The 12,389-nt window shown below is 73.6% G+C and carries 11 protein-coding genes; 2 read left to right on the top strand and 9 right to left on the bottom strand.

Translation table 11 applies throughout. From position 1 onward, the window contains the following. Positions 1-22 precede the first annotated feature (22 nt). The 3 genes from AC4H2S_RS12115 to AC4H2S_RS12105 are packed head-to-tail and all read right to left on the bottom strand — an operon-like array spanning position 23 to position 2,895. A complete protein-coding gene (locus AC4H2S_RS12115; RefSeq protein WP_491497231.1) occupies positions 23-889 on the bottom strand; it encodes a sulfite exporter TauE/SafE family protein in 867 nt (288 codons plus the stop codon). Beyond that, complete coding sequence (locus tag AC4H2S_RS12110) at positions 886-1,479, bottom strand: rhodanese-like domain-containing protein (protein ID WP_491497230.1); 594 nt, start codon at positions 1,477-1,479, stop codon at positions 886-888. Before AC4H2S_RS12110 ends, AC4H2S_RS12115 begins: the two co-directional genes overlap by 4 nt. A gap of 51 nt (positions 1,480-1,530) precedes the next feature. Continuing rightward, the gene (locus AC4H2S_RS12105) at positions 1,531-2,895 is read right to left on the bottom strand and encodes an MBL fold metallo-hydrolase (protein ID WP_491497229.1); all 1,365 of its coding nucleotides are present in this window, start codon (positions 2,893-2,895) and stop codon (positions 1,531-1,533) included. A gap of 90 nt (positions 2,896-2,985) precedes the next feature. Here AC4H2S_RS12105 and AC4H2S_RS12100 point away from each other — a divergent pair, with 90 nt between their 5' ends. Then, a complete protein-coding gene (locus AC4H2S_RS12100) occupies positions 2,986-3,657 on the top strand; it encodes an ArsR/SmtB family transcription factor (protein ID WP_491497228.1) in 672 nt (223 codons plus the stop codon). A gap of 50 nt (positions 3,658-3,707) precedes the next feature. Here AC4H2S_RS12100 and AC4H2S_RS12095 read toward each other — a convergent pair whose 3' ends face one another. From AC4H2S_RS12095 to AC4H2S_RS12080, 4 genes are all read right to left on the bottom strand, one after another. Next, complete coding sequence (locus AC4H2S_RS12095) at positions 3,708-4,880, bottom strand: glycosyltransferase 87 family protein (RefSeq protein ID WP_491497227.1); 1,173 nt, start codon at positions 4,878-4,880, stop codon at positions 3,708-3,710. A gap of 181 nt (positions 4,881-5,061) precedes the next feature. Continuing rightward, complete coding sequence (locus AC4H2S_RS12090) at positions 5,062-5,679, bottom strand: hypothetical protein (RefSeq protein WP_491497226.1); 618 nt, start codon at positions 5,677-5,679, stop codon at positions 5,062-5,064. Continuing rightward, entirely contained in the window at positions 5,676-6,251 is a 576-nt protein-coding gene (locus AC4H2S_RS12085) for a GNAT family N-acetyltransferase (protein WP_491497225.1), read from the bottom strand. The genes AC4H2S_RS12090 and AC4H2S_RS12085 overlap by 4 nt, the downstream gene beginning before the upstream one ends. Before the next feature lie 124 nt (positions 6,252-6,375). Further along, the gene (locus AC4H2S_RS12080) at positions 6,376-6,834 is read right to left on the bottom strand and encodes a MarR family winged helix-turn-helix transcriptional regulator (protein WP_491497224.1); all 459 of its coding nucleotides are present in this window, start codon (positions 6,832-6,834) and stop codon (positions 6,376-6,378) included. A 77-nt stretch (positions 6,835-6,911) separates the two neighbouring features. Here AC4H2S_RS12080 and AC4H2S_RS12075 point away from each other — a divergent pair, with 77 nt between their 5' ends. Next, entirely contained in the window at positions 6,912-10,001 is a 3,090-nt protein-coding gene (locus AC4H2S_RS12075) for an efflux RND transporter permease subunit (RefSeq protein ID WP_491497223.1), read from the top strand. Here the strand turns inward: AC4H2S_RS12075 and AC4H2S_RS12070 are convergent. Together AC4H2S_RS12070 and AC4H2S_RS12065 are read right to left on the bottom strand one after the other, a co-directional pair. Beyond that, positions 9,974-11,386 (bottom strand): FAD-binding oxidoreductase, encoded by a 1,413-nt coding sequence (locus tag AC4H2S_RS12070; protein ID WP_491497222.1) that lies wholly within the window; start codon positions 11,384-11,386, stop codon positions 9,974-9,976. The two genes, AC4H2S_RS12075 and AC4H2S_RS12070, sit on opposite strands and share 28 nt — an antisense overlap. Continuing rightward, the gene (locus tag AC4H2S_RS12065; protein ID WP_491497221.1) at positions 11,383-12,381 is read right to left on the bottom strand and encodes an alpha/beta hydrolase; all 999 of its coding nucleotides are present in this window, start codon (positions 12,379-12,381) and stop codon (positions 11,383-11,385) included. The genes AC4H2S_RS12070 and AC4H2S_RS12065 overlap by 4 nt, the downstream gene beginning before the upstream one ends. Between the last annotated feature and the right edge of the window lie 8 nt (positions 12,382-12,389).

Raw genomic sequence — 12,389 nt, 5'->3', positions numbered from 1 at the left:
ACGCCGTTCTGGCGAGGCCGCCCTAGGCGGCGATCGCACGCCGGAGCGGGCACGCCCGGACGAACTGCCAGCACACCCCGGCGGCGAGCCCTGCCGTGACGATGGCGGCGAGCGCGACGGGAGCCGCCCAGGCGGGGCCCTGCTGCACGAGGACGAAGGCACCCATCACCAGCACGAACCAGCCGAACGCCTTGCGCAGCTGGGCCTCGGGCACCCTGCCCGCGAGCCGGCCGCCGACGACGCTGCCGACGACCGCCGCGGCGGTGACACCCAGGACGAGCCCCCACGGCATCGCGACCGAGCTGAGGTAGCCGGCCAGGCCGGCGAAGGACTTCATGGAGATGACGAGCAGCGAGGTGCCGACCGCGACCGACATGGGCAGCCCGCCGAGCAGGACCAGTGCCGGCACGACGAGGAACCCGCCGCCGGCGCCGACCAGGCCGGTGGCCACGCCGACCACGAGGCCGTCGATGACGATCCGCTTGACCGGCAGCTCCCGGTCCGTCGACGCGTGGGCCGGCGGGCTCGTGCGCCCGCGGAGCATGGCCAGCGAGGTGGCGATCATCATCGCCGCGAAGGCGATGAGCAGCACGTTGCCGGGCAGGTGGCCTCCGACGAGTCCCGCGGAGTAGGCGCCGACCATGCCGGCCAGTCCGAAGATCAGGCCGGTGCGCCACTTGACGCGCCCCTGGCGGGCATGGCCGACCAGGCCCGCGAGGGAGGTGACGCCGACCACGAAGAGCGAGGCCGCGATGGCGACCGTGGCGTCCAGCCCGGCGACGTACACCAGCAGCGGGACGGTCAGGATCGACCCGCCGCCGCCGAGCATCCCGAGGGAGACGCCGACGAACACGGCCAGCACCACGACGACGGCGACGGTGGGGCTCATGCCGCGGCGTCCCCGGAGAGCGCGGCGACGATCGCGTCGATGTCGCACGAGTCGGCGGTGCGGTTCCACGGCATCTTCGACAGCGCGAGACCCATGGCGCAGGTGTTGGTCAGCGCCGCGCCGGTGAGCCCGGTGCCGATGGCAGCGGCGACCCACTTGAGCCGCGGCACCGCGGTGCTCGCGAGGACGCTGGTGGCGACGATGGTCCCGGCGACGAGGCGGACCTGTCGCTCGAGCTCCCAGGTCTGCCGGCCGCGGTTGACCGGGGCGCCGATGCCCTCCCAGCTGGCCATGCCGCCGTCGAGGACCTGCACGCCGGGAAGCCCGGACTCGCGCAGGGCGCTCTCAGCCTGGGTCGCCCGCGCGCCGGAGCGGCAGACCAGGACGACGTGCTCGTCGAGGTGGCGGCGCAGCTCGTCACGGTGCTCACGCAGCGTGTCGAGGGGGACGTTGTAGGCGCCGGGGATGTGGGCGGTCTCGAACTCCGCCGGGGTGCGGACGTCCAGGATGCGCGGCGGGTCGCTGTCGGCCAGGCGCTCGTGGAGGGTGTGGGCGTCGAGGGTGATGGCTTCGGTGGTGGTGCTGGTCATGGGGTGTCTCCTGAGCGGGGGGGGGGTGGGGTGGGGTGGCTCGCGCCGGGGTCAGACGAGCGGGAGCCCGGCCCGGGCGGCGCTCTCGTCGTACGAGTCGTCGATGGCGACCACGTCGTGGCCACGTGCGGCGAGGACCGAGGCGACGACACTGGCGCGGTAGCCGCCGGCGCAGTGGATCCACAGCCTCTGCTGCGGGATCGACTCGAGGTGGGTGAGGACGGCGTGGACGGGGACGTTCACCGCGCCCGCGATGTGGCCGGCGTCGTACTCCGCCGGGCGGCGCACGTCGAGGACCACGCGCTCTCCGGCCGGGTTGTCGCGGAGCTCCTCGGCCAGGCCGGCGAAGTCGGTGACCGGGAAGCTGCCGAGCGGGGCCCCGCCGGCCCAGTCCTCGGGCTTGCCCGTGGCCATCGCGGCCGGGTCCATGCCGATGCGGACCATCTCGCGCTGGGCCTCGCCCACCTGCTCGGGGGTCTCGCCGAGCAGCGTGATGGTCGCGTCGTAGGGGAGGATCCAGCCGAGGTAGGTGATGAACTGGCCGTCCAGGCCGAAGTTCACGCTGCCGGAGAGGTGCCCGGCGGCGAACGTCGAACGGGTGCGCAGGTCCACGACCCACTCGCCGGCGTCGATGCGGCGGCGCAGCTCGGCCGGGTCGGCGAGCTCGGGGTCGGACAGGTCCGCCGGACGCGGGCCGGCGGAGTTCGCGGGGCCCATCTCGGCGTAGTAGGCGGGGAACTCCTCGAGGCCTGCGAGCAGGCCCTCGACGTAGGCCGCCTCGTCCTTGGTCAGGGCCGGGTTGGTGCGCAGCTCGTCGCCGATGGTGCTCGCGGTGGCGTCCGACTGGGTGGCCGAGCAGAAGCTGCCGAAGCCGTGGGTCGGGAAGACCGACGTGGCGTCGGGCAGCTCCGCGGCGAGGCGCCGGGCGGAGTGCCACTGCGCGTGGACCAGGGCGTCGGTGTGGTCCGGGCCGAGCAGGTCGGGGCGGCCGGTGGAGCCGTGGAGCAGCGACCCGCCGGTGAACACCGCGACGGGCTCGTCGCCGGCCGAGAGGGCGAAGGACAGGTGCGTGTGGGTGTGGCCGGGAGTGTGGACCACGCGGACCCGCATGGTGTCGCCGACCGCGACGACGTCGCCGTCGCGGACGGGGGTGCGCTCGAAGGCGACCGGGTCGTCGGCGTTGACGTGGTAGGCGGCGCCGACTGCCTCGGCCAGGGCGAGACCGCCGGTGACGTAGTCGTTGTGGATGTGGGTCTCGAAGACGTGGGTGATCCGCACGCCCGCCTCGTCCGCGGCGGCCAGGACTCGGTCGACGTCGCGCTGCGGGTCGACGACAAGCGCGACGGCGCCGTCGTGGGCCAGGTAGGTGCGGTCGCCGAGACCGGGGGTGTCGATCGGGATGACGGTGGGGGGCACGGTTCCTCCTAGGCGGGGTAAATACCCTGGGGGGTATGTGAGGACCGTAGCAAGACAACCTACGATATTCCAAAGATCATTGGAGGAACGATGAACCAGGAGCGTCGGCACCACCTGTTCGACGAGCTCGCCGTCGTCGGCAAGGCCTTCGGCAGCGCGAAGCGGCTCGAGCTGGTCGACCTGCTCGCGCAGGGCGAGCGCACGGTCGACGGACTGGCCCGGGCCGCGGGCATGGGGGTGAGCACGGTCTCGGCACACCTCCAGGTCCTCAAGCTCGCCCACCTGGTGCTGACCCGGCGCGAGGGGACCAAGGTGTTCTACCGGCTGGCCGGCGACGACGTCGCCGACCTCTACGCCGCGATGCGCGCCGTCGCCCGCGAGCGCTCCGCCGACGTCGGGCGCGCCCTCGAGGCCTACCTCGACCTGCCCGGCTCCGGCGAGGTGGGCCTGGTGACGCGTGACGAGCTCGAGCGTCTGCTGGCGACGGGCGAGGTCACCCTCCTCGACGTGCGACCCACCGAGGAGTACCTCGCCGGCCACATCCCGGGTGCGCGGAGCATGCCGCTCGAGAGGCTGGACGCCGAGGCCGGCGCGCTGCGGCAGGCGCCGTCGGTGGTGGCCTACTGCCGCGGCACGTTCTGCGTGATGGCGCACGACGCCGTCCGGATCCTGGGCGGGGCCGGCGTCGAGGCGCGACGCCTCGAGGACGGGATGCTGGAGTGGCGCACGTCCGGGCTCCCGGTCGCCGCGGGCGCGGCATGACCGCGGCCGGACCGGTCCTGCGCGCCTGAGCGAGCGCGCCGCCCGCGACGTCAGGCCGTACGCGCCAGCGAGGTCCCTGCCGGACGACGGGTCACGGGCACGCTCCGGGCGACGACGGCCAGCGCCACGAGCCCGAGCAGGACGTAGGGACCGGAGACGGCGACCTGGAGCGCGCTCCACGACAGCTCCGCCCCGTCATCGGGCAGGGTCCGTACGACGTACGTCACGGTGGCCGCGACCACCGCGACGAGAAGCAGCCGCGAGCGCTGCCAGCCGAGCACCAGCATCGGCACGCACCAGACCCAGTGGTGCGTCCACGAGATCGGCGAGACCAGGAGCCCCGTGGCGGCGATCGCCACCACGCCGCCCAGGTCGTCGTCGGCACGACCGGCCCGGACGGCGACGACGGTGCCGACGAGGGCGACGGTGACCACGACGACCAGCGCGACCGCGAGCTGCCAGCCCTCGAGATGTCGGTCCCCGAAGGCGCGGGCCAGCCAGCCCTGGATGGACTGGTTGGTGTACTTCTCCACGCGACCCACCCGGTCCTGGTCGTAGAGGTGCCGCGTCCAGAAGTCCCACGTCGCGCGCGCGTCGACGAGCGCGGAGAGCGCCACGGTGCCGAGCGCCGTCGCGGCGGCCGTCGCCCCGGCCCTGCGCGGGCCGGCCAGGAGGAGGTAGGCGACGAAGACGGCCGGGGTCACCTTCAGCCCGGTGGCCAGGCCGGTGCCCACCCCGGCCCAGCGGGTGCCGCGGAGCACGGTCAGGTCGGCCAGGACGAGGGCGACGACCAGCAGGTTGACCTGCCCGAGCCCGATCGTGGCCTGCACCGGCTCGCACCACACGGCGAGCGCCGTCACGACGGCCGTGCCCGTGCGCAGCCGGCGACCCTCGGCGCCGCCGAGGCGGAGCGCGAGGTGGCCCACCACCACGAGCAGGGCCACGTTGGCCACCACGGACGCCGGGCCGAGGACGGCCATCGGCAGGAAGGACAGGGGGGTGAAGAGGATCGCGGCGAAGGGCGGGTAGGTCATCAGGAGGTGCACCCCGGGCAGTGCTCCGTAGAGGTCCCAGCCGTGCCGCAGCGCCATGGCCTCGGCTCGGTAGACGGCGAGGTCGACGACGTCCGGGACGAGGTCGCCGTGGGTGGCTCGCAGCGCCAGGCGGCAGGCCACCGACACGACGGCGAGCGCCCAGGCAGTGCGAGGGGTCAGGGCCGGCACACCGCCATGCTCGCCGCTGCGGGGGCCGGCCGGCGGGGCACACCGGCCCCGGAACCCACCGGTCCTTCGGCCCTGGTCGAGTCGGCGCGTCCTGACACGTATTGAGGGTCGAGGCGGCGCGTCCTGACGCGTGTCGATGGTCGAGTCGGCGCGTCCTGACGCTTTCCGGGCGGGCGCCCGATCAGGAGGTGGGCGCCTCCCGACGTGGCAGGCGCTCGTCGGCGAACCAGGCGTAGGGCAGCTGCTGGCCGGTCACGGTGAGGCGGCGCAGGCCGTCGGCCGCCTCGAGCGCCGCGAGGGACGAGGTCTCCTCGGGCAGGCACCGGTGGACCAGGTCGGCCGCGCGCCACCCGCCGAGCCACTGGCGTACGGCCCTCAGGATCTGAGCCGTGGAGGGCCGCGCGGCGTGGTCGTCGATCAGCCAGAAGGTGACGATGGCGGTGTGGTTCGGGTCGATGGTCTCGGCGTGCCACCGGGTGCCGGTGCGGTGGAGGAAGTCCGCGAGCGGGCGGAGGTAGACGCAGCCGAGCTCGCGTCGGCCTCCAGCGTCGAGGATCGCGTGCGCGTGGGCGGTGCCGGCCGAACGCTCGGCCTCGTGCACCGCCATCAGCCGGCGGGCCTCGTCGCGGTCGAGGTCGCCGGACCAGCGCCCGGCGCTGTGGGTGCGGATCGCGACCGGACTCGCCCGGTAGGCCGCGAGGTCGAGGTCGAGCAGCCGGCTCGTCAGCGAGACGATCCGCACCTCACCCTGCAGCGGATCCGGCTCCGGCCACCGCTGCTGCGGGTGCGGGCGGGTCACGCGAGCCACTCCGCAGCCAGTGCCCCGAACACCACGGAGTCGACCCACTCGCCCTTGATCCAGGCGTTCTGCCGCAGGTGGCCCTCCCGTCGCATCCCGACCCGCTCGCACAGGCGCAGGCTGGGGTGGTTGCGGGGGTCGACGTGCGCCAGTACCCGGTGCATCCCGCAGGTCTCGAACGCGATCCGCATGAGCGCCGCGACCGCCTCGGTGGCATAGCCGTGCCCGCCGGCCCCGGGGTCGAACGCCCACCCCATCTCCCCGCGGGACATGGTCTCGTCGGCCGGCCACAGCACGACGTCGCCGATCAGGCGTCCCTGGTGCTCCACCACCAGCGACAGCGCCGACCCCGGGCCGCGCAGCTGCGTGCGCGAGACCCGCTGGGCGACCCGTTGCTCGGCCTCCGCGCGGGTCCACGGACCCCAGGGGACGTAGGCGACCACCTCGGGCCTGGCGTAGTAGGCCAGGGAGGCGTCCACGTCGTCGGGCCGGTAGCCCCGCAGGCAGAGCCTGGCGGTGTGGTGGGGGAGCGCGATGGCAGGCGAGCTCGCCGCAGGCTGTTCGTGGGACACCGTCGCCCGCGCCTCCTCGTGGTCGTCCGAGCCGCGTCGGCGGCTGCGCGGCGCGCCCACGCTACGCGCTCCGGCGCTCCGGGTGCGCCCGACGCGGCCGCGCGGGTGCGTGTGGGTGAGGGCGTCACCCCTCGGGCGTGCGCCCCTCGAGGCCGCGCATCACGCGCTCGATGCCGGCGAGCCCGAGCCGGAGGCCGGCGACCTCGGCATCGGTGAGGCCGGGCATGACGTCGCGCCAGTGCCGCAGCTGCATGGCGGCGACGTCCTCGAGCGCCTCGCCGCCCGCCGGGGTCGTCCGCAGGAGCAGCGCACGCCGGTCGTCCGGGGCCGGCTCCTGGACGAGGAGCCCGCTCGCCACGAGTCGCGACACGAGACCCGACACGGTGGCGGCGCTGACTCCGAGGGCGTCGGCGACCGCGTGGGCGGTCATCGGGGCGCGGTACTGCACGAGCATCAGGACCTTGAGCTGCTGGACCGACAGATCGCTGGCCACCACCTCGCCCACGCGGACGTCGGCGAAGGCCTCCTGCAGTCGACAGGAGAGTGCCTCCACCTCGCGGACGTCCTCGTCCCGATTGTTCACGGCCACCACCATATCGTTAGCATCGGGCTAACTATCTGGCGTACCTCGGGTGCGCCCCGACACAGGAGCCGCACCCCGTGGGTCATCTCGCGTCCTTCTCGCTTCGCAACCGAGCCCTCATCGCCCTGTCCACCGTCATGGTGGCGATCTTCGGCGTGATGTCCGCAGGGGCGCTGAAGCAGGAGCTGATCCCCAACCTGGAGTTCCCCGCGGTGGGCGTGGTCCTGCCGTACGCCGGCGCCTCGCCGGAGGCGGTCGAGCAGGAGGTCACCGCGCCCGCGGAGCAGGCCCTGGCCGGGGTGGACGGGCTGGAGCAGGTCGACTCGACGTCGTCGAGCGGCGTCTCGCTGGTCCTGCTCACCCTGGAGTACGGCACCGACCTCCAGCGCGCCCAGCAGCAGGCCGAGAGCGCGATGAGCAGCGCGCAGGGCCTGCCGGAGTCCGTCGAGCCGGTCGTCTTCGCCGGCAGCTTCGACCAGTTCCCCGTGGTGCAGCTCGCCGTGACATCGGACGCCGACCCCGCCCAGCTCGCCGAGCGCATCGACCGCTTCGTCGTGCCCGCGCTCGAGGACGTCGAGGGCGTACGCCAGGTCGACGTCTCCGGTGCCCCCACCGACCGCGTCGAGGTCACCCTGACGCCCGCCGCCCGCCAGCTCGGCGTGAGCGCCGCGGACGTGTCCGACGCGCTGTCGACCAACGCCTCGCTCGTGCCTGCCGGCACCGTCGACGACTCCGGCTCGAGCCTGTCGGTCCAGGTCGGCACCACCCCGACGACCCTCGCCGAGCTGCGCCGGGTGCCGGTATCGCTGCCTGACGGTGGCACGCGACCGCTCGGCAAGGTCGCCGAGGTGCGCACCGCGCAGACGACCCCGACGTCCTACTCCCGCACCAACGGCGAGACGAGCCTGGCGGTCGCGATCACCAAGACGCCCGACGGCAACACCGTCGACATCTCCCACGCGGTCGCCGACCTCATCCCGCAGCTCGAGGACGACCTGGGCGACGGCGCGGAGTTCTCCGTCGCCTTCGACCAGGCGCCGTTCATCGAGAAGTCGGTGGAGGACCTGACCACCGAGGGCGCCCTCGGGCTCTTCTTCGCGGTCCTGGTGATCCTGCTGTTCCTCTTCTCCGTCCGCTCGACGCTCGTCACCGCGCTGTCGATCCCGCTGTCGCTCCTGGTGACGCTGATCGGCCTGCGGCTGGGCGGCTACACGCTCAACATCCTCACCCTCGGCGCGCTCACCGTCGCGATCGGCCGCGTGGTCGACGACTCGATCGTGGTCATCGAGAACATCAAGAGACACCTGTCGTACGGCGAGTCCAAGGTCGCCGCGATCACCACCGCGGTGCGCGAGGTCGGCGGCGCCATCACCTCCTCGACGATCGCCACGGCCGCGGTGTTCCTGCCGATCGGCGTCGTCGGCGGACAGGTCGGCGAGCTGTTCCGCCCCTTCGCCGTCACCGTGGCGCTGGCCCTGCTGGCCTCGCTGCTGGTCTCGCTCACGATCATCCCGGTGCTGGCCTACTGGTTCCTCAAGAGCCCCGACACGGTCGTCGACCCCGCCCGGGTCCAGGCGGACGCCGAGGCGAAGGAGGAGCGCTCGTGGCTGCGCCGGGCCTACGACCCGACCGTGCGCTGGGTGGTCCGCCGCCCGTGGCGCACCGTCGCCGTCGCCGTCGTCGTCCTGGTGGCCACGCTGGGGCTGACCCCCTTCATCAAGACCAACTTCCTCGGCAGCAGCGGCCAGAACACCCTCACCGTGACCCAGGAGCTCGAGCCCGGCGCCACGCTCGACCGGCAGGACGCCGCGGCCCGGGAGGTCGAGTCGGTCCTCGTCGAGGACGACGAGGTCGAGACGGTCCAGAGCACCGTCGGCACGGGCGAGGGCGTGGCCGCCATCTTCGGCGGTGGCGCCACGACCTTCGCCGTCACGCTGGCGGAGGACGCCGACGGCGAGCTGGCCGCTGAGCGGATCGAGGCCGCCCTGGCCGACGCCACCGGCGACGTCACCGTCGCCGCCGGCGACGCCGGCTTCGCCTCGGCGCTGGAGCTCGTGGTGACCGCGACCGACCAGTCCCGGCTCGGCGAGGCCGCCGAGATCGTGGCGACCGAGCTGGAGACCATCGACGGCATCGGCACCGTGACCTCCGACGCCGCGGCGGCGCAGCCCGTCCTCTCGGTCCGGGCCCGCCCCGAGGCGGAGGCCGCCGGCCTCACCTCCGGGGTCCTGGGCGGCGTGCTGGCCCAGGCCCTGGCCCAGCCGCCGGTCGGGCAGGTCACCGTCGACGGCGAGCAGCTCGACGTCGTCGTGGTCGGCGGCCCGCGGCCGGACTCGATCGCCGCGCTCCGCCAGCTTCCCGTCGGCGACGGGGCCACGCTGGGACAGGTCGCCGAGCTGGTCGAGCGCGACGTCGCGACCGCGATCACCCGCTCCGACGGCGAGCGCACGGTCACCGTCACGGCCGAGCCCGCCGCCGACGACCTCGGGTCCGTGACCTCCGACGTGCAGGCCCTGGTCGACGACCTCGACCTCCCCGAGGGCACCGACGTCTCGATCGGTGGCGTCTCGGAGGACCAGGCGGAGGCGTTCGGCCAGCTCGGCCTCGCGCTCCTCATCGCCATCGCGATCGTCTACGTCGTCATGGTCGCGACGTTCAAGTCGCTGATCCAGCCGCTGATCCTTCTCGTCTCGGTGCCGTTCGCGGCCACCGGCGCGATGCTGATGCTGGTCGTCACGGGCATCCCGCTCGGGGTCCCGTCCCTCATCGGAGCGCTGATGCTGGTGGGCATCGTGGTCACGAACGCCATCGTGCTCATCGACCTCGTCAACCAGCGCCGCGAGGCGGGAGCCAGCATCGCCGAGGCGCTGGCCGACGGCGGCGGCAAGCGCGTACGTCCCATCGTGATGACCGCGCTCGCCACCATCCTCGCCCTCACCCCGATGGCCTTCGGCGTCACCGGCGGCAGTGCCTTCATCTCCCAGCCGCTCGCGGTGGTGGTGATCGGCGGACTGCTGTCCTCGACCTTCCTGACGCTCCTCCTCGTGCCGGCCCTCTACGTCCTCGTCGAGCGACGCAAGGAGCGGCGCGCGGATCGGCGCGCGGCCCGGCGACAGGAGCGCCAGGGCCGGGAAGCACGTCAGGTCGTCGACGCCCCGTCCGCGTAGAGCGTCGGGACGGGATGGTTGGCGACGAAGACCGAGGTGGGGTCGACCGCGGACTTGATCCCGACGAGCTGGCGCCAGGTGAGTGGGGCGAAGGCACGCCGGACGTCGGTGGGGTTCTCGACGAAGTTCAGGTAGGCCGCTCGCACACCGTGGTGTGACACCGCGTCCACGACCGCGCGGGCGTCCCGGCGTCCGGCGGCCGCCGCCTCGGGTGTCGGGGTGATCGCCCCGGCCCACAGCAGGAACTCGCCCGGCAGGTGGTTCAGCGCGCCGCCGCCGTCCTGGGGCCGGGCGAGGGCACCACCCAGCTGGCGCAGCTCGACGATCAGCAGGGCGGGCGGCGCGTCGGGCCCGGCGACGGCGAGCAGGTCACTGGCCGCGTCGTCGCCGAGCGAGGCCAGGACGACCGAGTCGGACACCACCGGGAGGGGGTCCTCCGGGTCCATGTGCAGGCGGACGAGCGCGTCCGTGGCGGTGACGGCGAACGTGTCGATCTCGGGCCGGAGGTCGCGCAGCGGGGCGAGCTGCTCGGAGCCGAGGGCCGCGTCGGCCTGTGCGACACCGTCGATCATCACGACGCGACGCCCGCGGAGGAGGTCGGGGACCTCCGGGGCCGGCGGGAAGTTCATGAGGCGGAACGACGTCGTGATGCTCTCCGGTGCGGTGCCCGCCCAGTCGCGCCACGCTCGCAGGACCCGGTCGGCGTGGACCTGGTCCCACAGCATCATGCCCGCGTAGACCGACTCCACCTCGAGGAGCTCGATCTCGAGGGAGGTGACCACGCCGAGGTTGCCCCCGCCACCGCGCGCCGCCCAGAACACCTCGACGTTGCGCTCGGCGTCGGCGCGCACGTGGCTGCCGTCCGCCAGGACGATGTCGATCCCCGTGACGTGGTTGCTCGCCAGGCCATGGGACCGGGCGAACCAGGAGAGTCCGCCACCGAGGAGGTAGCCCGCGACACCGACGTTCGGTGACGATCCGTGCAGTGCGGTCAGCCCCTCCTTCGCCGCAGCGATCGCGACGTCCTCCCAGAGCACGCCGGCGCCGACGGTCGCGGTACGGCGCTCGGCGTCGACCACGACACCCCGCAGGCGGTCGGTCCTGAGGAGGACGGCGTCGTGCAGCGACGCCAGGGGCGTGGCGTTGTGACCCGTTCCCTGCGGGGCCACCCGCAGCCCGGCCGCGACGGCAGCGACCACCAGGCGTCGTACGTCCTCGGCGTCGTCGGGGCGCGCGACCGCAGCCGGGAGCTGGTCGGCCGTCAGGTTCCAGGCCGCGCGGTCCTCCGGGTAGGACTGGTCGCCAGGGAAGGACACGGCGCCGGTGTACCCGACGCGCCGCAGCTGGTCGACGAACCCGGGCGGGGAGCTGCTGGTCGTGATCATGCTCCTGTCTGGTGGTCGGTGGTGCGTGGTCCCCGGGCGGGCGCGAAGGCCGCACGGAGCGTCGAGGTCGCCTGCTCGATCGCGGCCTCCGCCGCGTGGGTGCTGCGGAGCGCGTTGAGCATCACGAAGTCGTGGATGACGCCCTGGTAGCGGGTCGCGACGACCGGCACGCCCGCCGAGCGCAACCTGCGCGCGTACGCCTCACCCTCGTCGCGGAGCACGTCCGCCTCGGCGGTGATCACGAGGGCGGGGGGCAGTCCGGTCAGCTGCTCCGTCGTGGCGCGGAGCGGTGAGGCGGTGATCTCGGCGCGCTGGCCGTCGTCGGTCGTGTACTGGTCCCAGAACCACTCCATCGAGTCGCGACGCAGGAAGTAGCCGGTGGCGAACTGCTCGTACGAGGCGGTGTCGAAGGCCGCGTCGGTCACCGGGTAGAACAGCACCTGCTGCACGAGGGGGACCTCGCCGCGCTCCTTGGCCATCAGCGTCAGTGCGGCGGCCATGTTGCCGCCGACCGAGTCGCCGGCGACGGCGATCCGGGTCGCATCGAGCCCGTGCTCGGCCCCGTGGTCGACGACCCAGCGCGCCGCGGCCCAGCACTGCTCGATCGCGGTCGGGTAGCGCGCCTCGGGCGAGAGGTCGTACTCCGGGAAGACCACCGCGGCGCCGGCGCCGACGGCGAGCTCGCGCACCAGGCGGTCGTGGGTGTGGGCGTTGCCGAACACCCAGCCGGCGCCGTGGAGGTAGAGGATCACCGGCGCCACCTCGTCGGCGAGGTGGACGGGCCGGACGATCCTCACCTCGACCGACCCGGTGGGGCCGCCCTCGACGGTGAGCCACTCGTCGTGGACGGGCGGCTTGTCGATCTCCCCGGACTGCACCTCGTCCACCGTCGTGCGGCCCTGGGTCGGTCCGAGGTCGAACAGGTAGGGCGGGTCGGCGGTCGCGGCGGCGAAGTCGGCGGCCTGGGGCTCGAGAACCAGCTCTGCATCACTCATGTCACTCT

Source organism: Nocardioides sp. Z13_37 (genome assembly GCF_058355585.1).
Note: the sequence above shows the minus strand (reverse complement) of the source record. Positions and strands in the feature narration are given on the sequence as shown.

Coding starts and splice junctions, on each gene's coding strand:
- AC4H2S_RS12115 (WP_491497231.1), bottom strand. CDS start 889: ATGAGCCCCACCGTCGCCGTCGTCGTGGTGCTGGCCGTGTTCGTCGGC.
- AC4H2S_RS12110 (WP_491497230.1), bottom strand. CDS start 1,479: ATGACCAGCACCACCACCGAAGCCATCACCCTCGACGCCCACACCCTC.
- AC4H2S_RS12100 (WP_491497228.1), top strand. CDS start 2,986: ATGAACCAGGAGCGTCGGCACCACCTGTTCGACGAGCTCGCCGTCGTC.
- AC4H2S_RS12070 (WP_491497222.1), bottom strand. CDS start 11,386: ATGATCACGACCAGCAGCTCCCCGCCCGGGTTCGTCGACCAGCTGCGG.
- AC4H2S_RS12065 (WP_491497221.1), bottom strand. CDS start 12,381: ATGAGTGATGCAGAGCTGGTTCTCGAGCCCCAGGCCGCCGACTTCGCC.